The 20,897-nt window shown below is 65.8% G+C and carries 19 protein-coding genes; 9 read left to right on the forward strand and 10 right to left on the reverse strand.

The genetic code is table 11. The features are described from left to right. The first annotated feature begins 80 nt into the window (after positions 1-80). Positions 81-1,262 carry a methionine adenosyltransferase gene (gene metK / locus HZS63_RS00995; protein WP_180682152.1) on the forward strand — a complete coding sequence of 394 codons (1,182 nt, stop codon included), beginning with the start codon at positions 81-83 and terminating at the stop codon, positions 1,260-1,262. Positions 1,263-1,269: 7 nt separating this feature from the next. Here the strand turns inward: metK and rfbD are convergent, their stop codons facing one another. Further along, a complete protein-coding gene (gene rfbD, locus HZS63_RS01000; protein ID WP_180682153.1) occupies positions 1,270-2,250 on the reverse strand; it encodes a dTDP-4-dehydrorhamnose reductase in 981 nt (326 codons plus the stop codon). Then, a complete protein-coding gene (gene rfbB, locus HZS63_RS01005) occupies positions 2,247-3,314 on the reverse strand; it encodes a dTDP-glucose 4,6-dehydratase (protein ID WP_180682154.1) in 1,068 nt (355 codons plus the stop codon). Before rfbB ends, rfbD begins: the two co-directional genes overlap by 4 nt. Before the next feature lie 155 nt (positions 3,315-3,469). On the opposite strand from rfbB, the gene HZS63_RS13890 reads away from it, so the two are divergent. Beyond that, entirely contained in the window at positions 3,470-3,730 is a 261-nt protein-coding gene (locus HZS63_RS13890) for an acyl-CoA-binding protein (RefSeq protein WP_343039933.1), read from the forward strand. Here the strand turns inward: HZS63_RS13890 and HZS63_RS01015 are convergent. Next, complete coding sequence (locus HZS63_RS01015) at positions 3,700-4,869, reverse strand: aminopeptidase (protein WP_180682155.1); 1,170 nt, start codon at positions 4,867-4,869, stop codon at positions 3,700-3,702. The two genes, HZS63_RS13890 and HZS63_RS01015, sit on opposite strands and share 31 nt — an antisense overlap. Further along, a complete protein-coding gene (locus HZS63_RS01020) occupies positions 4,866-6,926 on the reverse strand; it encodes a molybdopterin-containing oxidoreductase family protein (RefSeq protein WP_246316066.1) in 2,061 nt (686 codons plus the stop codon). The genes HZS63_RS01015 and HZS63_RS01020 overlap by 4 nt, the downstream gene beginning before the upstream one ends. 88 nt (positions 6,927-7,014) lie before the next feature. Here HZS63_RS01020 and HZS63_RS01025 point away from each other — a divergent pair, with 88 nt between their 5' ends. Continuing rightward, positions 7,015-8,232, forward strand: coding sequence for a M20 aminoacylase family protein (locus HZS63_RS01025; protein WP_180682157.1), 1,218 nt, complete (start codon positions 7,015-7,017; stop codon positions 8,230-8,232). Here the strand turns inward: HZS63_RS01025 and HZS63_RS01030 are convergent. Genes HZS63_RS01030 through HZS63_RS01040 form a run of 3 tightly spaced genes read right to left on the reverse strand, consistent with a single transcriptional unit; the run spans position 8,184 to position 10,426 of the window. Then, positions 8,184-8,981 (reverse strand): type III pantothenate kinase, encoded by a 798-nt coding sequence (locus HZS63_RS01030; protein WP_180682158.1) that lies wholly within the window; start codon positions 8,979-8,981, stop codon positions 8,184-8,186. The genes HZS63_RS01025 and HZS63_RS01030 overlap by 49 nt on opposite strands. A 48-nt stretch (positions 8,982-9,029) precedes the next feature. Beyond that, entirely contained in the window at positions 9,030-10,154 is a 1,125-nt protein-coding gene (locus tag HZS63_RS01035; protein ID WP_180682159.1) for an MBL fold metallo-hydrolase, read from the reverse strand. A gap of 26 nt (positions 10,155-10,180) precedes the next feature. Next, positions 10,181-10,426: a metal-sensitive transcriptional regulator gene (locus HZS63_RS01040; protein WP_180682160.1), complete on the reverse strand. Its 246-nt coding sequence runs from the start codon at positions 10,424-10,426 to the stop codon at positions 10,181-10,183. 162 nt (positions 10,427-10,588) lie between these two features. Between HZS63_RS01040 and icmF the strand changes: the two genes are divergently transcribed. Then, complete coding sequence (icmF, locus tag HZS63_RS01045) at positions 10,589-13,882, forward strand: fused isobutyryl-CoA mutase/GTPase IcmF (RefSeq protein WP_180682161.1); 3,294 nt, start codon at positions 10,589-10,591, stop codon at positions 13,880-13,882. Further along, positions 13,879-14,772 carry a DMT family transporter gene (locus tag HZS63_RS01050; protein ID WP_343039934.1) on the forward strand — a complete coding sequence of 298 codons (894 nt, stop codon included), beginning with the start codon at positions 13,879-13,881 and terminating at the stop codon, positions 14,770-14,772. Before icmF ends, HZS63_RS01050 begins: the two co-directional genes overlap by 4 nt. A 60-nt stretch (positions 14,773-14,832) precedes the next feature. Here HZS63_RS01050 and HZS63_RS01055 read toward each other — a convergent pair whose 3' ends face one another. After that, entirely contained in the window at positions 14,833-15,447 is a 615-nt protein-coding gene (locus HZS63_RS01055) for a 5-formyltetrahydrofolate cyclo-ligase (RefSeq protein ID WP_180682162.1), read from the reverse strand. Between the two features lie 96 nt (positions 15,448-15,543). On the opposite strand from HZS63_RS01055, the gene HZS63_RS01060 reads away from it, so the two are divergent. From HZS63_RS01060 to HZS63_RS01075, 4 genes are all read left to right on the forward strand, one after another. Continuing rightward, positions 15,544-17,457 (forward strand): lytic transglycosylase domain-containing protein, encoded by a 1,914-nt coding sequence (locus HZS63_RS01060; protein WP_246316067.1) that lies wholly within the window; start codon positions 15,544-15,546, stop codon positions 17,455-17,457. 21 nt (positions 17,458-17,478) lie between these two features. After that, positions 17,479-18,423, forward strand: coding sequence for a complex I NDUFA9 subunit family protein (locus HZS63_RS01065; protein ID WP_180682163.1), 945 nt, complete (start codon positions 17,479-17,481; stop codon positions 18,421-18,423). 76 nt (positions 18,424-18,499) lie between these two features. Continuing rightward, a complete protein-coding gene (locus HZS63_RS01070; RefSeq protein ID WP_180682164.1) occupies positions 18,500-18,805 on the forward strand; it encodes a metal-sensitive transcriptional regulator in 306 nt (101 codons plus the stop codon). A 25-nt stretch (positions 18,806-18,830) separates the two neighbouring features. Continuing rightward, complete coding sequence (locus HZS63_RS01075; protein ID WP_180682165.1) at positions 18,831-20,147, forward strand: multifunctional CCA addition/repair protein; 1,317 nt, start codon at positions 18,831-18,833, stop codon at positions 20,145-20,147. A gap of 31 nt (positions 20,148-20,178) precedes the next feature. Here HZS63_RS01075 and trxC read toward each other — a convergent pair whose 3' ends face one another. After that, on the reverse strand, positions 20,179-20,631 hold the full coding sequence (gene trxC, locus HZS63_RS01080; RefSeq protein ID WP_425505901.1) for a thioredoxin TrxC: 453 nt from the start codon (positions 20,629-20,631) through the stop codon (positions 20,179-20,181). A 66-nt stretch (positions 20,632-20,697) separates the two neighbouring features. Continuing rightward, positions 20,698-20,892: a DUF2905 domain-containing protein gene (locus tag HZS63_RS01085; RefSeq protein WP_180682167.1), complete on the reverse strand. Its 195-nt coding sequence runs from the start codon at positions 20,890-20,892 to the stop codon at positions 20,698-20,700. Positions 20,893-20,897 lie beyond the last annotated feature (5 nt).

Below are 20,897 nucleotides of genomic sequence, written 5' to 3' on the forward strand. Positions count from 1 at the left end.
TTCACAAATTCAGCTAAAGCGTTCGCCATAGCACTTCATGCCCGGCGACCGCCAGGCAACCATCCAAGGAGTGTATTCAAATGGCGAGCGACTTTCTTTTCACCTCGGAATCGGTCTCCGAAGGTCATCCCGACAAGGTGGCCGACCAGATCTCCGACGCCATCCTCGATGCGATTTTCGAGCAAGACCCACGCAGTCGCGTGGCGGCCGAGACGCTGTGCAACACCGGGCTGGTGGTGCTCGCCGGCGAAATCACCACCAACGCGCACGTGGACTACATCCAGGTGGCACGCGACACCATCAAGCGCATCGGCTACGACAACACCGACTACGGCATCGACTACAAGGGCTGTGCCGTGCTCGTCGCCTACGACAAGCAGAGCAACGACATCGCCCAGGGCGTGGACCACGCGAGCGACGACTACCTCAACACCGGCGCCGGCGACCAGGGCCTGATGTTCGGTTACGCCTGCGACGAGACGCCCGAGCTGATGCCCGCGCCCATTTACTACGCGCACCGCATCGTCGAGCGCCAGGCGCAGCTGCGCAAGGACGGCCGCCTGCCCTTCCTGCGCCCGGACGCCAAGAGCCAGGTGACCATGCGCTACGTGGACGGCAAGCCGCACAGCATCGACACCATCGTGCTGTCCAGCCAGCACAGCCCGGACATGAGCGACGGCAAGCACATGAAGCCCGCCTTCATCGATGCCTGCATCGAGGAAATCATCAAACCGGTGCTGCCCAAGGAATGGCTGCAGGACACCCGCTACCTCATCAACCCGACCGGGCGCTTCGTCATCGGCGGCCCGCAGGGCGACTGCGGCCTGACCGGGCGCAAGATCATCGTGGACACCTACGGCGGCGCCTGCCCGCACGGCGGAGGCGCCTTCAGCGGCAAGGACCCGACCAAGGTGGACCGCTCTGCCGCCTACGCGGCCCGCTACGTCGCCAAAAATATCGTCGCGGCCGGCTTGGCGCGGCAATGCCAGATCCAGGTCAGCTACGCCATCGGCGTGGCGCGCCCCATCAATGTCACGGTGTACACCGAGGGCACAGGTGTGATCCCGGATGAGAAGATCGCACACTTCGTCAACGAGGTGTTCGACCTGCGTCCCAAAGGCATCATTCAGATGCTGGACCTGCTGCGCCCGATTTACAGCAAGACGGCCGCTTACGGCCACTTCGGCCGCGACGAACCCGAATTCACCTGGGAACGGACCGACAAGGTACAGGTGCTGCGCGACCTGGCCGGCTTGAAGTAACCGCACCTCAGGCCGGGCAAGCAGCGCCCAGCACCTCGTGCAACATGCGTGTCACCCCCTGCTCCCAGGCGGGGAGGTGCAGATCGAATGTGGCCTGCAACAGACTCGTGTCCAGCCGCGAATTGTGTGGCCGGCGCGCGGAGGTGGGCCATGCGCTGGAGGGCACCGCCTCGATCGTCTGCACCTTCCATGCGGCCTGAGGCTGGAGCCGGCGCGCCTGTTCGATGACGTGTTGCGCATAACCGTGCCAGGTGGTCACGCCAGCGGCGGCGAGGTGATAGGTCCCCTGCCCCTCACCGCTACGCCAGACGTGGCGGATCGCCTGAGCGGTGACATCGGCAATCAGTTCGGCTCCGGTCGGGGCGCCGAACTGGTCATCGACCACCGACCAGTGCTCGCGCTCCAGGGCGAGGCGCAGCATGGTCTTGGCAAAGTTGGCTCCGCGCGCGGCATAGACCCAACTGGTGCGCAAGATCAGATGACGGCGCCCCGCCTGCAGGATGCGTTGCTCCCCTTCCAGCTTGGTGAGTCCGTAAGCGTTCAGCGGGCCGGTGGCGTCCCCTTCTTGCCAGGGCGCATGACCGCTGCCATCGAACACGTAATCGGTGCTGTAATGCACCAGCCAGGCCCCCACCTCGAGCGCGGCCTGGGCCAGCACAGCAGGCGCCTCGGCGTTGATGCGCCGAGCCAAGGCCACGTCGGTTTCGGCCCGATCCACGGCCGTGTAGGCAGCGGCATTGACGATGACGTCGGGCCGCAGGACATGCACCGTCCGTGCCAGACCCGGCAGATCGGTGAGGTCGCCGCACAGGGGGGACTCCAGCGACGCCAGGCCGGGCCACTCGGCATGGGCTTTCGCGGCTGACTGGGGAGGAAGGCCCTGTCGGTCCAGCGCCAGCAGGTGGCCCAGGGGAGCCAGGCTGCGCTGCAACTCCCAGCCCACCTGCCCGTTTTTCCCTAACAGCAGGATGCGAGGAAGAGCGCTCATGCGGCCACGGCTCCGTAGTGCCTTTGCACCCACTCGCGGTAGCTGCCGCTTTGCACGTGCTGCACCCAATCGGGGTGGTCCAGGTACCACTGCACCGTCTTGCGGATACCGGTCTCGAAGGTTTCGGCCGGCTTCCAGCCCAGTTCCCATTCGATCTTGCGCGCGTCGATGGCATAGCGCCGATCGTGACCGGGACGGTCTTGCACATGAACGATCTGGGCCTTGTAACTGCGGCCGTCCGCCCTGGGGCGCAGCCCATCCAGCAGTTCGCAGACCCGGTGAACGATTTCGATATTGGGTTTTTCGTTCCAGCCGCCCACGTTGTAAGTCTCACCCACACGCCCGGCCTCCAGCACACGGCGGATGGCGCTGCAATGATCCTGCACGTAGAGCCAGTCGCGCACCTGCAGGCCATCGCCATAAACCGGCAGAGGCTTGTCAGCGAGGGCATTGACGATCATCAGCGGAATGAGTTTTTCCGGGAATTGGTAGGGACCGTAGTTGTTCGAGCAGTTGGTGGTCAGCGTCGGCAGGCCGTAGGTATGGTGCCAGGCACGCACCAGGTGATCACTGGCGGCCTTGCTGGCGGCATACGGGCTGTTGGGTTCGTAAGGGTTGGTTTCGGCAAAAGGGGGAGCATCCTTCGACAGCGTGCCATAGACCTCGTCGGTGCTCACGTGCAGGAAGCGGAATGCGGATCGTTCAGCGTTGGGCAGACCAGACCAGTAGGCACGCACGGCTTCGAGCAGGCGAAAGGTGCCCACGATGTTGGTCTGCATGAAATCCTCCGGGCCATGGATCGAGCGGTCCACATGGCTTTCGGCAGCGAAGTGCAGCACGGCGCGCGGTTTGTGCTGCGCCAGGAGGCGGTCGACCACGGCGCGATCGGCCAAGTCTGCCTGAACAAAGACGTGACGCGCATCGCCCTGCAAGCTGGCCAGATTCTCCAGGTTGCCCGCGTAGGTGAGCTTGTCGAGGTTGACGACCGGCTCATCGGACTGGGCCAGCCAGTCCAGCACGAAGTTGCTGCCGATGAAGCCGGCGCCGCCGGTGACCAGAATCATGAGTGTTGCCGCCCGTGATGAAAAGGGGAAGAAATGCACGGTCGATTATCGGCCAGTTGACAACTCCGATCCCCAGCCCGCAACGCAAACGGGGCGTTGCATGCACAATCACCGATTCCGAACAACTCCCACACCATTCAGGAATCGCATCCACCGTGAGTGACACCGACCTCAAAACCGCATTCGAAGCTGCCGTCGCCTCCACCCAGGACCTGACCCAGCGGCCCGACAACGCCACCTTGCTCAAGCTGTATGCGCTCTACAAGCAGGCCACCGAAGGGGACAACCCCCACCCCAAGCCCGGTTTCAGTGACCTGGTCGGTCGGGCCAAGTGGGATGCCTGGGCCGCGCTGAAGGGCACGCCAGCGAACGAGGCCATGCAGCGCTACATCGAATTGGTCGAGTCGCTGGAATGACCGGCAGACAGGCCTGAGGCCAAGGCCTGCAGGCGCTGTTCCCGCTCTGGCCGGGGCAAACGTGCCAGTGCCCGCACGGCACGGTAAAACGCCTGGAAATCCCGCCCTTCGGCCATGAACAAGGCCTCGAACGCCGGCACCCATTCGTCGTAGGCCGCCTGCGCCGCAAACAGGGCGTTGTTGGCCTGCTCGACCCACGGGTCGTAGCCGGCAAAACCGCCCCACGAAGCCCGCAGCTCGGCATAGCGCTGTCGAAACGTTTCCAGCGCCTGGGCCTTTTCCGTCTCAACCCGATCGGTCGGCCATGCCTCGGCTGCCGCCTGGGCGTAGAGCGCTTGCAGGCGGGATCGCGTTTCCCGAGTCAGGCGGCGAAAAGCCTGGCGCCGGTCATCGAACACCCGATAGGCCTGCCGCGCTTCGTCGCTCGCCTCCCGTTCCAGCCACAGGTCTGCGCCCAGGCGCTCCACCGCCGTGGCAAAGGATTCGTTGAAGGTCGTGTCGCCCGCCACATACACCGCCTGGTGCGCCAACTCGTGGAAAATGAGCCGCGCAAGCTCCCCATCGGGCCCGTGGATGAAGGTGTTGAGCAGCGGATCGCCTCCGAGCCAGTTGGTCCAGCCCAGGGTGGAATAGGCGGGCACCGGGTACACGCCCACATCCCATGAAGCCGGCAGGCTCGCCGCGAAGGCGCGCGCCGCCGCCTCGTCGTAAAAACCCTTGTAGCCGAGGCAGCCGGCCACCGGAAAGCACCAGGTGTGCAGCGCCAGCGCATACGGGGGCGCGGCCACCACGTTCCACACCACGGCGCGGCGCTGCAGATCCGCATACCGGGTGTAGCTGGCATTGCGCGGCAGATGCAACACGTCCGAGGCGAAGGTGCGGATCGATTGCGCCAGGACCAGACGCTGGCGCAAAGCCTCGGGCGTGGCGGGATCGTCGAGCCACTGTGCCACCGGACGCGAGGCCTGCAGCAGCGCCAGGTGCCCGCTCACCGATTGCAGGTAATAGGCCGGATCCGTCACCCACTGGCGCACAGGCGCCTCGAACCGGGCCACGCCATCACCCGGCGGGGTGCTGGCACAACCGCCCAGCCCAGCGGCACAAACCAGCCCTACCCACCCAGCCAGGCTCAGCCTCATGCGCGGCGCACCTCGACCAGACAGTCGTAAAACGTGGGGGCCCGCCCCAGATCGGTCAGGCGCTGGTGCGTGAGCTCATTGACGTTGGTGCCGTTGAGCCCCAGCTTGCGCCACCAGATGCCCAGCCCGTTGACCACGCCCGGCCGCGCCCGCAGCCCGACCCGGGCCACGCACTCGTAACAGCCCCGGTCGTTGAACACGGTGACCCGGTCGCCATCGGCAATGCCCCGCGCAGCGGCATCGTGGGGGTGGATTTCCAGCACCGGCTCGCCCTCCACGTCGCGCAGCGACTGCACGTTGACAAAGGTGGAATTCAGGAAGTGGCGCGCCGGCGGCGAGATCATGGCCAGTGGATAGCGCACATCGCTGCCGATGGCCTCGTGGTTCGGCAGCACTTCGGGCAAGCCGTCACGCCCCATGGCCTGCAGGCGCTCGCTGAACAGCTCGCACTTGCCCGACGGGGTCGGGAACCCGCCCTCGGCAAACGGCGCTTCGGGCACAGGCAGGCTGACGAAGCCGTCGCGCAGCAGGGCGTCGAAATCCACTTCGGCCGGAAATGCCTGGCGGCACAGGGTTTCGTCGTCGTCGGCAAAGCAGGGATTGTCAAAACCCAGGCGTCGGGCCAGCTCACGAAAGATCTGGGTATTGGGCCGCGCCTGCCCCAAGGGCTCGATGGCCGGCCGGTTCAGCAGCACGTCGGTATGCCCATAGCTGGCGTGGATGTCCCAGTGCTCCAACTGGGTGGTGGCGGGCAACACATAGTCGGCGTGATCGGCCGTGTCGGTGAGAAAGTGCTCCAGCACCACGGTGAAGAGGTCGTCGCGCGCGAAGCCGGCCACCACCTTGCCCGATTCCGGTGCCACCGCCACCGGGTTGCTGTTGTAGACCACCAGCGCCTCGATGCGGGGGCCGAACTCGGGCGAGGCGGGGCGCAACAAATCATCACCGATGGTGCTCATGTTGATGAGACGTGGGTGGGGCACGCCGGACTGCGCGAGCAAGTCGGGGCGCTGCAGCGCATCGCGCCGCACCGGAAACGCTCCGGAATTGCTGAGCAGCAACCCGCCGGCACGGTGGCGCCAGGCCCCCAGGATGGCGGGCAGACAGGCCACTGCACGAACGGCATTGCCGCCCCCGTGGGTGCGCTGCATGCCGTAGTTCAGACGGATGGCGATCGGCTCCTGCCGCTCGAAACAGCGCCCCATGTCCTGCGCGAGCCGGGTGATCTGCTCGGCCGGGATGCCACACAACGCAGCCGCTCGCTCAGGGGACCACTCCAGCGCGCGGTCGCGCAACGGTGGCCAGCCGACCGTGTGACGGGCGATGTAGCCATGATCCAGCCATCCGTGCGCGATGCATTCATGCATGAGGGCATAGGCCAAGGCAGCGTCCGTGCCGGGCAGGATGGCGAGGTGGTCGTGGCACTTGTCGGCCGTTTCGGTGCGGCGCGGGTCGATGCAGACCAGCTTCGCCCCCTGCCGCTTGGCCTCCTGCGCATAACGCCAGAAGTGCAGGTTGCTGCCGATGGAGTTGCTGCCCCAGATCAGGATCAGCCGCGATTCGGCAAAAAACTCCACCCGCATGCCCAGCTTGCCACCCAGGGTGTATTCGAGACCGGCCGCGCCGGCCGAGGCACAGATGGTGCGATCGAGCCGGGAAGCACCAAGGCGGTGGAAGAACCGAGCGGCGATGCTCTCACCCTGCACCAGCCCCATGGTGCCGGCGTAGCTGTACGGCAGGATGGCCTGGGGATCGCGGGTGGCGATGGCTTTCAGCCGCGCGGCGATGTCGTCCAACGCCTCGTCCCAGCCCACTGGCTCGAAACGCCCATGGCCCTTGGGGCCGATGCGCCGCAGCGGAGTGAGCACCCGCTGCGGGTGATAGGTGCGTTCGGTGTAACGCGACACCTTGGTACACAGCACCCCACCCGTTTGCGGGTGGGCCGGATTGCCCTGCACTTTCACGGCCACGCCATCGACCACCTGGGTCACGAAGGAACAGGTGTCGGGACAGTCGTGCGGGCAGGCACCCAGAATGCGTCGAGTCGTTGGCGTCATGCACAAATTGTGAAGCATGCCCACAAACGCCGCCAGACACCGCCTTTTTGGTTACCATGACCCTGTAGGAACCGACGAGGCAACGGCGATGAAACTGAACGATTCCATCCTGGCCCAGGCACCGAGCCTGACCCAGCTCCGGCGTGATCTGCACGCCCATCCCGAGTTGTGCTACCAGGAGGTGCGCACTGCCGACATCGTGGCGGCCAAACTGACCGAATGGGGCATCGAGGTGCATCGAGGCCTGGGCGTGACCGGCGTGGTGGGCGTGGTGCATGGGCGTGACGGTGGCGCCAGCGGGCGTGGCGTGGGCCTGCGCGCCGACATGGACGCCCTGCCCATGACCGAACTCAACACCTTCTCCCACGCCAGCCAGCACCCCGGCAAGATGCACGCCTGCGGCCACGACGGCCACACCGCCATGCTGCTGGCCGCCGCGCAATACCTGGCGCAGCACCGCAACTTCGACGGCACCGTGTACCTGATCTTCCAACCGGCGGAGGAAGGTGGTGGCGGGGCGCGGGAAATGATCCAGGACGGCCTGTTCGACCGTTTCCCCATGGAAGCGGTGTTCGGCATGCACAACTGGCCCGGCTACCCCACAGGCACCTTTGCCGTCAGTCCCGGTCCGGTCATGGCCTCCAGCAACGAATTCAAGATCACCATTCGCGGCAAGGGCAGCCACGCCGCCCTGCCCCACAACGGCATCGACCCGGTGCCCATCGCCTGTCAGATGGTGCAGGCGTTCCAGACCATCATCACCCGCAACAAGAAGCCGGTGGACGCGGGCGTGATCTCCGTGACCATGATCCACGCCGGCGAAGCCACCAATGTGGTGCCCGACCATTGCGTGCTGCAAGGCACGGTGCGGACCTTCACCCTGGAGGTGTTGGACCTGATCGAGCAGCGGATGCGGGAGCTGGCCCAGCACACCTGCGCCGCCTTTGGTGCCCAATGCGAATTCGAATTCCGGCGCAATTACCCGCCCACCGTCAACACCCCGGCCGAAGCCGAGTTCGCTCGCGAGGTGATGCGCGCCATCGTCGGCGAGGAGCAGGTCTGGGATCAGGAACCCACCATGGGTGCGGAAGACTTCGCCTTCATGCTGCAGGCCAAGCCGGGAGCCTATGGCTTCATCGGCAACGGCGACGGCTCGCACCGGGGCCGATACGAGGGCGGTGGACATGACGCCGGCCCCTGCACCCTGCACAACCCGCGCTACGACTTCAACGACGAGCTCATCCCGCTGGGTGGAACCTACTGGGTCGAATTGGCCACGCGCTGGCTGGGCACACCGAAGCGCTGAGCGGCGATGGCCAGCAGGCCATCGAAAATCAGGCTTTCCACGAGCTCGAATGGCACCGTCATGCTGGGGGCCATCTTCCAGGCGGCACCGCCCGTCATCACGCAAACAGGTTCTTCGCCGGTGTGCTGACGCAGGTTGTCCACCATGCGCTGCACCGCGCCGGCAATGGCGAAGGTGCCGCCGCTGGTCAATGCGTCGCTGGTGTTGGTGGGGAAGTTGCGCACCTCCCCGGTGGGTACGTGCAGGCCGGCCGTGCCAGACTCCAACGCCCGCAACATGATCCCATGCCCCGGCAGGATGATGCCACCCAGGAAGCGGCCTTCGCCGTCGATGGCCTCCACCGTGACGGCGGTGCCCACCATGACGAGCACGCACGGCTTGCGTTGCTGCCGGGCCAGCAAACGCTGACGCGCGCCGATCATGGCCACCCAGCGGTCCGAGCCGAGCCGGGCCGGATGGTCATAGCCGTTGATCAGGCCAGCCTCCTCGTTGCTGGAGACGACCCACTGGGGTGACACGTCCCACAGTTCGAGCTGCTCCTCGACCCGGCGCTTGACGGCATCGCCCGCGACGATACAGCCCAGCACATGCACCGGCACGCGCAACTGGGCCCAGTCGCCCTCGGCAAGCTTCTCGATGTTTTCCAGGAACTGCACGCCGTGGGCCAACATGCGCGCTCCCACACCGGGCTCCTCGTACAGCGCCCATTTCAGGCGCGTGTTCCCCACATCCAGTGCAAGCAGTGTCATGGTCGGATGATAGCTTGCACCGCCTCGGCATCCAACCACAGAGACCACTCAGTTTTGCCGCCAGGGCAGACCGTGGAAGCGCCATCCCCCCTTGCGGCCGCGCTGCGCGGCGCTGTCGGGGTCGCCTTCGAAGCCTTCCAGGATGTTGTAGGCCTCGAATCCCAGCTCGGTGGCCCGCTTGGCCGCTGCGATCGAACGCGCCCCGCTGCGGCACAGCATCAGCAGCTTTTTGCCACGTGCTCCCAGCTCCTGTATGCCCGCATCGAAACCGGGATTGGGCACCATGCCCGGCCATTGTTTCCAGGCCAACGGTATCGCGCCGGGCACGAAACCCACCCACTCCCGTTCGGCGTCGGTACGCACGTCCACCAGCAGGGCTTCCCCGGACTGAACCCAGTCCCACGCCAGTTGCGGCGACACATCGCCGGCGTAACCGACAGCCGGTCGGGGATGCCGAAGCCAAGCGCCATCGGCGTCATGCCGCAAACCGGACCTGAGGTTGGCGGGCACGGCTTCGTCCATCCGCCTGGGCTTGGGCAGCTGCAGGCTGTTCATGATGGCCACGAACTCCTCCAGCGTCTTGCCCGCCACGCGGGCATTGCTGGCCTTCTCCTGGCCGATGGTGCTGTGGGTGCGCCCCTGGTAGTCATGCCCGGGCCACACGATGGTGTCTTCCGGCAGCTTGAACAACACCTCGGTGAGGCTGTGGTAGAGCGCTTCGGGGCTGCCGGACTGAAAATCGGTTCGGCCACACCCATTGATGAGCAAGGTGTCACCCGTGAACACATGGCGCTGACCCTCCACCTCCCAGGTGAAGCACATGCTGCCTGCGGTGTGCCCGGGAGTGGCCAGGGCGCGGATTTTCTGTTGGCCAAAGACCAGCTCGTCGCCATCCTGCAGCTGGCGCGAAGCGGTGGTGATGCCGCAGGCTGCCGGGGCCGCGGTACGGGCTCCTGCGTGTTCGGCCAGCTTGCCCGCGCTGGTGATGTGGTCGGCATGCGCATGGGTCTCCACGGTCCAGACCAGCTTGAGTCCATACTCCCGCAGAACCGCCAGGTCGCGCTCGAGCTGAAGGTCCACCGGATCGATGATGAGGGCCTCACGCGTGGCCACGTCGAACAGCACGTAGGTGTAGGTGCTGGAATCGGGGTCGAACAGTTGGATCGGTCGCATCTTCGGTGTCCTGGGCATGAGGGTGATCAGGAAAAACGGGCCAGCATGTCGGCCACGTCATCGGGCGGGGTATCGCCCTGTGCAATCAGACAGCCCACCATCATAAAGAAGGTCTTGTCCAGCGCCTTGCGGGCGGCGGCGAGCTGTTGGGCCACCTTCTCACAGTCGGTATCGGCCTCGATCAGCCGTTGGATGCCGCGCAGCTGCCCCTCGACGCGCCGCAATCGCAGCAACAGGGATTTCTTGCGCTCCGGATCGCTGACGGGAATCATGGAAAGCCTCGCGAATCTTGATACTGCACAGGGTATTTTACGGACTTTCCCCGTTCCCGACCATCCCGATGGTTTTCAAGCTCGAGAAATGGCAGTAACATTGACGTTTACGTAAACGTCAATCAACCGCCCGCCTCGGGCACCGCTTCCACGGAGACATCGATGACCGACCTGTCCGCCGAATTCAAGGCTCTGGCCGAGTACCGCCCCACGCACAAGGTGCGCTTCATCACTGCCGCCAGCCTGTTCGACGGGCACGATGCCGCCATCAACATCATGCGGCGCATCCTGCAAAGCATGGGCGCGGAGGTGATCCACCTGGGGCATAACCGCTCGGTGGACGAGGTGGTGACGGCCGCCTTGCAAGAGGACGCACAGGGCATCGCCATCAGCTCCTACCAGGGCGGGCACGTCGAGTATTTCAAGTACATGGTGGACCTGCTGCGCCAGCGCGGTGGCGAGCATGTACAGGTGTTCGGCGGCGGCGGCGGCGTGATCGTGCCCAGCGAGATTCGCGAGCTTCAGGCATACGGCGTGGGCCGCATCTACAGCCCGGAAGACGGCCAGCGCATGGGCCTGCAAGGCATGATCGGCGAGATGGTGATGCGCTGCGACAAGGACCTATCGCCCTACGCGCCCAAGTCCATCGACGCGATTCAAGGCCACAGCGATGCGGCCTGGCGTGCCTTGGCTCAATTGATCACCGTGCTGGAAAACCAGACGGCAGACGCGGGGCTGGTGGACAGGCTTCGCTCGGCGGCACAGGCAATGCAAGTGCCGGTGCTCGGCATCACCGGCACGGGCGGCGCCGGCAAATCCTCTCTCACCGACGAGCTGATTCGCCGCTTCCGGCTGGACCAGGACGACCGGCTGCGCATCGCCGTCATCAGCATCGACCCGTCACGCCGCAAGAGCGGCGGCGCGTTGCTGGGCGACCGCATCCGCATGAACGCCATCGGCCCGTGGCAGCAAGGCCCGCGCGTTTACATGCGCAGCTTGGCCACGCGCGACTTCGGCTCCGAAATTTCCGCCGCCCTGCCCGACGTGGTGGCGGCCTGCAAGGTGGCCGGCTTCGACCTCATCATCGTGGAGACCTCGGGCATCGGACAGGGCGATGCCGCCATCGTGCCGCACGTGGATGTGCCCATGTACGTGATGACACCCGAATTCGGTGCCGCCAGCCAGCTCGAAAAAATCGACATGCTCGACTTTGCCGAGTTCGTGGCGATCAACAAGTTCGACCGCAAAGGCGCTCTGGACGCCCTGCGCGACGTGAGCAAACAAGTCCAGCGCAACAAGGAAGCCTGGGGCACCCCGCTCGAGCAGATGCCGGTGTTCGGCACCATGGCCGCACGCTTCAACGATGACGGCGTCACCGCGCTGTACCAGGCCCTGAAACAGCGCCTGGCTGCGTTGGGCCTGCAACTCACCGATGGCCGCCTGCCGCTGGTGAGCGTGCGCCACAGCAGCAACCAGACGCCCATCGTGCCGCCGGCGCGAACGCGCTACCTGGCCGAGATTGCCGAGACCGTGCGCGGCTACAAGAAAAAGGCCCTGCAACAGGCGCGGCTGGCACGCGAAATCCAGCAGCTCCATGCCAGCGCCGAGATGCTGAAGATCGGCAAGCCGGGCCGGTCCAAGGCCGCCGAGGCCGTGCTCGATCTGGCCCAGCAAAGGGAACTGGAGCAAGACCCTGCCGCCCGCAAGCTGTTGCAGCAATGGCCCGCCATGCAGCAGGCCTACGCCGGCGACGAGTACGTGGTCAAAATCCGCGACAAGGAGGTCCGCACCCGGCTCACCCACACCACGCTGAGTGGCAACAAGATCCGCAAGGTCGCCCTGCCCAAGTACGAGGACCACGGCGAACTGCTCAAGTGGCTGATGCTGGAGAACGTGCCGGGCAGCTTCCCCTACACCGCGGGCGTGTTCGCGTTCAAGCGCGAGGGCGAGGACCCGACCCGGATGTTCGCCGGCGAAGGCGACGCCTTCCGCACCAACCGGCGCTTCAAACTGCTCAGCGAAGGCATGCCGGCCAAGCGCCTGTCCACCGCGTTCGACTCGGTCACGCTGTACGGCCACGACCCCGACCCACGCCCCGACATCTACGGCAAGATCGGCAACTCCGGGGTGAGCATCGCCACGCTGGACGACATGAAGGTCCTCTACAGCGGTTTCGATCTGTGCAACCCCAGCACCTCGGTGTCGATGACCATCAATGGCCCGGCGCCGACCATCCTGGCGATGTTCATGAACACCGCCATCGACCAGCAGCTCGACAAATTCCGTGCCGACAACGGCCGCGACCCCACCGACACCGAAGCCGAAAAAATCCGCGAATGGGTGTTGGCCAACGTGCGCGGCACGGTGCAGGCCGACATCCTGAAGGAGGACCAGGGCCAGAACACCTGCATCTTCTCCACCGAGTTCAGCCTCAAGGTGATGGGCGACATCCAGGAATACTTCGTGCACCACGATGTGCGCAACTTCTACTCGGTGTCCATCAGCGGCTACCACATCGCCGAGGCCGGGGCCAACCCGATCTCGCAGCTGGCCTTCACGCTGTCCAACGGCTTCACCTTCGTGGAGGCGTACCTGGCGCGCGGCATGCACATCGACGACTTCGCGCCCAACCTGAGCTTCTTCTTCAGCAACGGCATGGACCCGGAGTACACCGTGCTGGGCCGGGTGGCCCGGCGCATCTGGGCGGTGGCGATGAAGGAGAAGTACGGCGCCAACGAACGCAGCCAGAAGCTCAAGTACCACATCCAGACCAGTGGCCGCAGCCTGCACGCGCAGGAAATCGCCTTCAACGACATCCGCACCACGTTGCAGGCGCTCATTGCCATCTACGACAACTGCAACAGCCTGCACACCAACGCCTACGACGAGGCCATCACCACGCCGACCGAGGAAAGCGTGCGCCGCGCGATGGCGATCCAGCTCATCATCAACCGCGAATGGGGCCTGGCCAAGAACGAGAACCCGAACCAGGGCGCCTTCATCATCGACGAGCTGACCGAACTGGTGGAAGAAGCCGTGCTGGCCGAGTTCGAGCGCATCGCCGAGCGCGGCGGCGTGCTGGGCGCGATGGAGACCGGCTACCAGCGCGGCCGCATCCAGGACGAGAGCATGCACTACGAGATGCTCAAGCACACCGGCGAGCTGCCCATCATCGGCGTCAACACCTTCCGCAACCCGCACGGCGACCCGATCCCAGACTCACTGGAGTTGGCCCGCTCCACGGAAGAAGAGAAGCAATCGCAGCTCAAGCGTCTGCAGGATTTCCACGCCCGCCATGCGCACGAGGCGCCGGCGATGCTGCAACGGCTCAAAAATGCGGTGATCGAAAACCGCAATGTCTTCGAGGTGCTGATGGACGCGGTTCGCGTGTGCTCGCTGGGGCAGATCACCTCGGCATTGTTCGAGGTGGGCGGCCAGTACCGGCGCAACATGTGAGCGGAGGCAACCTGCGCAGCATCACCGCCATGGTCGTGGCGGTGGGCTGTTTTTCGCTCATGGACACCGTGCTCAAGGTGTTGTCGGGGCACTACGCGGCGTTGCAAGTGGCAACCATGCGGGGCATGGTGGCTTTGCCGCTGGTGTTCGCCTACCTGAGTTGGCGCGGTGCCTGGGGCAAGGTCTGGCGTCTGCGCTGGCCGCTGCACCTGTTGCGTGGCGTCCTGGCGGTTGGCATGCTGGGCATGTTCACCTACGGCGTGCGCGGCCTGCCGCTGGCCAACGCCTACACGCTGTTCTTTGTCGCTCCGCTGCTCATCACCATCCTGGCCGTGCCGCTCCTGGGGGAACGCGTGCCCCGGGCGCACTGGTGGGCGGTGGCCATCGGCCTGATCGGCGTACTGGTGGCCCTGCGTCCCAGTCCGGGGGCCTTTCTCGGCTTGGCGGGGCTGGCGGTGCTGGGTGCCGCGGCCTGCTATGCGGCGTCGGCGGTCGTCGGCCGGCTCCTGTGCCGCACCGACCCGCCGGAAAGCCTGGTGCTGTGGTCGATGATGCTGTTGTCGCTGTTTGGCGGGGCGCTGGCCGCCCCCGGCTGGACGCCGGTGTCCAGTGAGCACCTGGGACTGCTGGTCGCCCTGGCCCTGACCGGCTTTGCCGGGCAGATCGCCATCACCGAGGCGTTCCGGCACGGGCAGGCCTCGGCCGTGGCGCCGTTCGAATACACCGCCCTGGCCTGGGGCATCGGACTGGACTACCTGCTCTGGCAGGTGCTGCCCGATGGCTACACCCTCAGCGGCGCCGCCATCATCATATTGGCGGGCCTGTATCTCCTGCGACATGAACGGATCCACCGGCAGGCCGAAGTCCACCCCAGCGCAGACCACCCTTGAAATGCAGGGCACGGCTGCCGGCCAGCGGCCATGCCCCTGCGTCTGTGCCCCCGCCCCGTTTCAAGGCAACGGCCAGACGACCCCGTTGTCGTTGAGGATCGCATCCAGCGGCACGTCGTGCGGCTCCGGCTCCAGATCGGGCAGAAACCCCAAGGTGTAGCTCAGCCCCACCGTGAACGGCTTGGGTTTGAGCTCGTTGAGGGTGCGGTCGTAGAACCCGCCGCCATAACCCAGCCGGTATCCACCCGGACCGTAGCCCAGACAAGGGACGAACAGCAGCGTCGGCTCGATGATTTCGGTGTCTTTGGGCTTGGGAATGCCATAGGCGTCCTCCTCCATCGGGCAACCCGGATACCAGCGATGGAAGGTCAACGTCTTCGTGACCTTGTTGATGACGGGCAATCCGATCTTGCGCCGCCGGCTCGCGCCCAGGGCGTCGGCTTCCATGCCCGCCTCCTGCCAGCGAAACAGCGCCGGCAGGGGATCGAATTCGCCTTTGATCGGCCAGTAGGCCCCAATCACCTCGTCGGGTCGCTCCACCAGCCAGACCCGCATGACCCGCTGTAGGGCATCGTTGCGCGCCAGCCGGTCTTCAAGCCGCAAGCGCGCCTCCAACAACTGCTTGCGCCACCGCGCCTTGAGCGCTTTTGGGTCAGCGGGAGATTTGTTGTTCATAATCCTCGTATGCGATGTCTTTCCACGCTCAAGCGACACCTGCTGTGCATGGTCGCCGCCATCTTAATGCCTGGAGGTCTGGTCGGATCGGTAGCCATGGCGCAGCAGCCCCTCTCGGCCGCCGACCGCGCGCTGCTGGACATGCGTCAGGCGTTTCAGGCGCGCGACACCCAGCGGCTGACCGCATGGCTGTCCCAAGTCGCCGGCCACCCGCTGGAGCCGCTTGCCGGCTACTGGGAGCTCAGCGCCCGCCTGCCGGACGCCTCACCCCAGGAAATTCGCGGCTTCATGCGGCGCTGGCAAGGAACCTACTACGAGGACCGCTTGCGCAACGACTGGCTGCTGGAACTGGGCAAAGCCAGAGACTGGTCCACCTTCCTGGAGGAGTACCCTCTGTTCCGCATGAATGACGACCGGGAAGTCGCCTGCTATGCCCTGGTGGCCGACACCAGCCGGCCTGCGGCGATCCGGGCGTCGGAATTGCCGGAACTCTGGCTGGCCCAGCGCCGTGCCGACGATGGCTGCGCCCTGGCTGCAGAGAGGTTGCTGGCTTCCGGTGACCTGCCGGTGGAAGTCGTCTGGCGGCGCGCACGCCTGGCCATGGAGCGTAACCAGCCGGCCATCGCCATCCAGGCGGTCGAACTGTTGGACCCCTCGTGGGTGCCCTTGGTCCAAACCTTGCACAGCAACCCGGAGCGCTTTCTGGACGAAAAAGTCACGGCCATCCGCAGCCGCACCAAGGAACTGGTGACGCTGGCCTTGATCCGGCTCGCGGTGCGGGACCCACAGGCCGCGGCGGCCGAAGCCTCCAAGTTGCGCTGGAAGGCACAACTGACCCAGGAGGAGCAAAGCTGGGTCTGGGGGGTGATCGGACGCCGCCTGGCCCAACGCCTCAGCCCCGAGGCCATGGACGCCTTCGTCAAGGCGCGTAACGAGCATTTGCACGACGAGCACCTGGCCTGGAAGGTCCGCGCCGCCCTGCGGGCCGGGATGTGGTCCGAAGTCCGTGACGCCATCCAGGCCATGCGCCCGGCGCAACGCGAAGAACCGGTCTGGGTCTATTGGCTGGCACGCTCCTATCTGGCTTTGGGCACGCCTGCGGGACGCAGTCAGGCCCTCGCCTTGTTCGACCAGATCGCCGGCACCCAGGGCTTCTACGAACAGTTGGCCTTGGAGGCGTTGGGGCACACCATCTCGACACCTCCCGCCCCCGCACCGCTGACCCTGGCCGAAGTGGCGGCCGCGCGCACCCATCCAGGCCTGCAACGCGGCCTGTTGGCCATCCAGCTCGGGCTGCGCTCCGAAGGCGTGCGCGAATGGCACTACACCATTGCCCTGCACACGCCGGGGGGCATGAGTGAGCGCGAACTCCTGGCCGCCGCCGATTTCGCCTGCAGCCGCGAGGTCTGGGACCGCTGCATCAACACCAGCAAGCGCACCCGTGCGGAAATCGACCAAACCCAGCGTTTCCCCATGCCCTTTCGCGATGCCGTGCTGCGCCGCGCCCAGGACATCGGCCTCGACCCAGCTTATGTGTACGGCCTGATCCGACAAGAAAGCCGCTTCATCATGGACGCCCGCTCGCACGTCGGTGCCGCTGGCCTCATGCAGATCATGCCAGCCACCGCCACCTGGACCGCGCGCCAGATCGGCCTGCGCAACTTCCGGCCCGAGCAGATCACCGACCGCGATGTCAACATCACCATCGGCACGGCCTATCTCAAGCTCGCGCTCGACGATTTCGAAGGATCGATGCCCATGGCCGCCGCAGCCTACAATGCCGGACCGGGGCGCCCGCGCCAGTGGCGCAACGGCCCGACGCTGGAAGCGGCCATCTGGATCGAGAACATCCCGTTCGATGAAACCCGCGACTACGTCAGGCGCGTGCTCGCCAACACCACGAACTATGCGGCCCTCATCACCGGCCAGCCGCAGCGGCTCAGCAGCCGGTTGGGCGTGGTGGGCCCGCGATCCACGACGGCACAGGCCCCACACACCGACCTCCCCTGAAGTTCACCATTGCGCTCGCACATGAAAAAAGTTCTGGTTCTCGGCGGCACCGGATTTCTGGGCCGTCACGTCTGTGAACAGCTCAACCGCCTCGGCATCCGGGCCACCGTCCCGACCCGCCGCATGATCCACGGCCGATCGGTACAAACACTGCCACTGGTGGACCTGATCGAGGCCGACGTGCACGACCCGGCCGCCCTGCAGCGTTTGCTGCCCGGTCACGACGCGGTGATCAACCTGGTGGCGATCCTGCACGGCAATCGCCGCCGCTTCGAGCAGGTGCACGTCGCGCTGCCGCAGAAGCTGGCCCAGGCCATGCAGACGATGGGGGTGCGCCGGCTCGTTCATGTGAGCGCGCTCGGCGCCAGCGACGAAGGCCCATCGCTGTACCAGTCGACCAAGGCCCAGGGTGAGGCGGTCTTGCGGCGCGCCGATCTGGCACTGACGGTGTTGCGCCCGAGCGTGATCTTCGGTGCCGAAGACCGCCTCCTCAACCTTTTTGCCCGACTGCACAAAACATGTCCAGTGATCCCTCTGGCCGGGGCCCGCACCCGCTTTCAGCCCGTCTGGGTGGGGGATGTGGCACAAGCCATTGTGCGCTGTCTGCAGCGACCCGAAACCATCGGTCAGACCTACGAATGCGCCGGCCCGGAAATCTTCACCCTGGCCGAGCTGGTGCGGCTCGCAGGCCGCCTGTGCGGCCATGAACGCCCGGTGTGGCCCTTGCCGACCGCGCTGGGCTACTTCCAGGCCCTGCTGCTGGAATGGCTGCCGGGCGAACCCCTGATGAGCACCGACAACCTGCGCTCCATGGAGGTGGACAACATCGCCAGTGGCACACTGCCGGGCCTGGACGCCTTGGGCATCACGGCCCAGGCGTTGGAGCCCATCGCTGCCAGCTACCTCGACATGGCCGGCCAAGCGGACCCGCTGCTGAGGCTGCGTCAGCAGGCATCCCGCCGCTGAGCCAGCCGCGCCGCACAGGCACGGTTTTTTTGGCACACTGTCAGTTTCTCTTGTTCCACCGCAAAAGCCCGCTGCCATGACGACCTCCAAAACCGCTCCCTCCCCATCCGCAAGCCCGGTCATGAACGCCTACCGTTCCGAGCACCAGCGCGACATCGTCAACCGGCTGCGCCGCATCGAGGGGCAGGTGCGGGCCTTGGTGGAGATGGTCGAAAGCGGTCGCTCCTGCGAAGACGTGGCCCAGCAGATGTCCGCCGCCCGCAAGGCCATGGACAAGGCCTTTTACCGCATGATGGCCTGCACGGTCCTCGAAGCCGTCAGCGGCACCGATGCCGAGGCCGACGTGGAACGATCCACCCGCATCCTGGAAAAGTACGCCTGATCCAAGCCTGCCCGGCTCAAGCGTCATGGACATTTACCTGGTCGGTGGCGCCGTGCGCGACGGCCTGCTCGGCCACTTCCACACCCCTTACCGTCTGCCCGACGGCAGCCCACACGCCGACCGGGACTGGGTGGTCGTGGGGGCCACGCCCGAGGCCATGGTGGCGAGCGGCTTTCTGCCAGTGGGGCGCGACTTTCCGGTCTTCCTGCACCCCGAAACGCGGGAGGAATATGCGCTCGCTCGCACCGAGCGCAAGACGGCGCGCGGCTATCACGGTTTCGCCTTCAGCGCTCACCCCGATGTCACCCTCGAAGAAGACCTGGCCCGGCGCGACCTCACCATCAACGCCATGGCAGTGCCTGCCGACGCACTCGATGGGCAGGGCTGCTTCGATCCGCAGAGTCCGGCACTGATCGACCCTTACGGTGGCCGGCGCGACCTCGCCGCCAAGGTGCTGCGCCACGTGACGGACGCCTTCGTGGAAGACCCGGTGCGCATCCTGCGCATGGCCCGCTTTGCGGCACGCTGGCCGGATTTCACCGTCGCCCCTGAAACCCTGGCACTGATGCGCGAGATGGTGAGCCACGGCGAGGTGGACCACCTGGTACCAGAACGGGTCTGGCAGGAACTCGCTCGCGGGCTCATGGAAACCCGCCCCTCCCGTATGCTGGAAGTGCTGCGCGACTGCGGGGCGTTGCGTGTGCTGCTGCCCGAGGTGGACCGGCTCTGGGGCGTGCCCCAGCGGGCCGACTACCATCCAGAAGTGGATACCGGTGTGCACCTGGGCATGGTGCTCGACATGGCGGCGCGATTGCAGGCCCCACTGACGGTGCGCTATGCCTGCCTGTGCCACGACCTGGGCAAAGGAACCACGCCTGCGCATATGCTGCCGCGCCATATCGGCCACGAAGAGCGCAGCGCTCGGCTCGCCCGCCGCCTTGGCGAACGCTGGCGTGTGCCGCGTGATTGCCGTGAGCTGGCCGAGGTGGTGGCCCGAGAACACGGCCATATCCACCAAAGCCTGACCTTGGGCGCCGATGCGGTGTTGCGGTTGCTACAGCGGTGCGACGCGCTGCGCCGCCCCGAGCGTTTTCAGGAGGTGCTACAAGCCTGCGAAGCCGATGCACGCGGCCGGCTCGGGCACAGCGAAGACGCCTACCCCCAGGCACAACGCCTGGCATCGGCCCTGCGAGCGGCACTGTCGGTGGACACCGCGCCGATCGCCGCGGCGCTGCAACGTCAGGCAAACGCCCCATCCCAAGTGGGACCGGCCATCGCCCAAGCCGTGGCGCAGGCGCGTGCGCGTGCCATTGCCCATACCCTGGGCGGTGCGGCCGACTGAGCCACGCCACAGCGTGCCCGCCCACTTCGGTTCAACGGGCCTGTGCATGCGCCTGCGCCCAGCGCACGATGTCGCCCTGCCCCATCGCGCCCGCCTGCCGCGCAACCGCCTGACCCCCAACGAACAGCATCAATGTGGGAATGCTGCGGATCTGGTAACGCAAGGCCAGACCTTGCGCCTCTTCCGTGTTCACCTTGGCCAAGCGAAAACGAGGCTCGAGCTGGCGGGCGGCCGCCTCGAAGGCCGGAGCCATCATGCGGCAAGGGCCGCACCAGGGTGCCCAGAAGTCCACCAACAACGGCACATCGCTGCGTGTCACATGCCGATCGAAGGCTTGCTCGTCCAGAGCCAGCGGCTGCCCGGTGAACAGCGGTTGGTGGCAGCGGCCGCAATCCGGGGCACGCTCCAGATGATCTGGCGCGACCCGGTTCGTGGTGTGGCAATGGGGGCAAACGATGTGCAGGAAGGGGGCAGTCATAGACATCTTTCAAACGCAACTGCCATCCACATGCGGTTGGGGGGATCGGATTTCAAGATACCCCCATACGTATCAAATCAACTTGCTGATGCCGCTCGCCACCATGCTCAGCAACAAGGTGGTGGTCACGGGCAAAAACCATTCCCGCCCAAAGGCGCGGAAACGAAAATCCCCCGGGAGTTTGCCGAAGCCCAGCTTCTGCAGCAGCGGCGTGAACCAGCTGATCAGGAGCAGGGCCAGAAAAATGACGATCATCCAGCGAATCATGGACA

Origin of the sequence: Tepidicella baoligensis, from assembly GCF_013432195.1 — a bacterium.
In the GTDB taxonomy this organism is placed as follows: Bacteria; Pseudomonadota; Gammaproteobacteria; order Burkholderiales; family Burkholderiaceae_C; genus Tepidicella; species Tepidicella baoligensis.

Coding starts and splice junctions, on each gene's coding strand:
- HZS63_RS01055 (WP_180682162.1), bottom strand. CDS start 15,447: ATGAACAACAAATCTCCCGCTGACCCAAAAGCGCTCAAGGCGCGGTGG.
- HZS63_RS01040 (WP_180682160.1), bottom strand. CDS start 10,426: ATGATTCCCGTCAGCGATCCGGAGCGCAAGAAATCCCTGTTGCTGCGA.
- HZS63_RS01015 (WP_180682155.1), bottom strand. CDS start 4,869: ATGAGGCTGAGCCTGGCTGGGTGGGTAGGGCTGGTTTGTGCCGCTGGG.
- HZS63_RS01065 (WP_180682163.1), top strand. CDS start 17,479: ATGAAAAAAGTTCTGGTTCTCGGCGGCACCGGATTTCTGGGCCGTCAC.
- rfbD (WP_180682153.1), bottom strand. CDS start 2,250: ATGAGCGCTCTTCCTCGCATCCTGCTGTTAGGGAAAAACGGGCAGGTG.
- metK (WP_180682152.1), top strand. CDS start 81: ATGGCGAGCGACTTTCTTTTCACCTCGGAATCGGTCTCCGAAGGTCAT.
- rfbB (WP_180682154.1), bottom strand. CDS start 3,314: ATGATTCTGGTCACCGGCGGCGCCGGCTTCATCGGCAGCAACTTCGTG.
- HZS63_RS01075 (WP_180682165.1), top strand. CDS start 18,831: ATGGACATTTACCTGGTCGGTGGCGCCGTGCGCGACGGCCTGCTCGGC.
- HZS63_RS01030 (WP_180682158.1), bottom strand. CDS start 8,981: ATGACACTGCTTGCACTGGATGTGGGGAACACGCGCCTGAAATGGGCG.
- HZS63_RS01035 (WP_180682159.1), bottom strand. CDS start 10,154: ATGCGACCGATCCAACTGTTCGACCCCGATTCCAGCACCTACACCTAC.
- trxC (WP_425505901.1), bottom strand. CDS start 20,631: ATGTCTATGACTGCCCCCTTCCTGCACATCGTTTGCCCCCATTGCCAC.
- HZS63_RS01070 (WP_180682164.1), top strand. CDS start 18,500: ATGACGACCTCCAAAACCGCTCCCTCCCCATCCGCAAGCCCGGTCATG.
- HZS63_RS01085 (WP_180682167.1), bottom strand. CDS start 20,892: ATGATTCGCTGGATGATCGTCATTTTTCTGGCCCTGCTCCTGATCAGC.
- HZS63_RS01060 (WP_246316067.1), top strand. CDS start 15,544: ATGGCGCAGCAGCCCCTCTCGGCCGCCGACCGCGCGCTGCTGGACATG.
- HZS63_RS01020 (WP_246316066.1), bottom strand. CDS start 6,926: ATGACGCCAACGACTCGACGCATTCTGGGTGCCTGCCCGCACGACTGT.
- HZS63_RS01025 (WP_180682157.1), top strand. CDS start 7,015: ATGAAACTGAACGATTCCATCCTGGCCCAGGCACCGAGCCTGACCCAG.
- icmF (WP_180682161.1), top strand. CDS start 10,589: ATGACCGACCTGTCCGCCGAATTCAAGGCTCTGGCCGAGTACCGCCCC.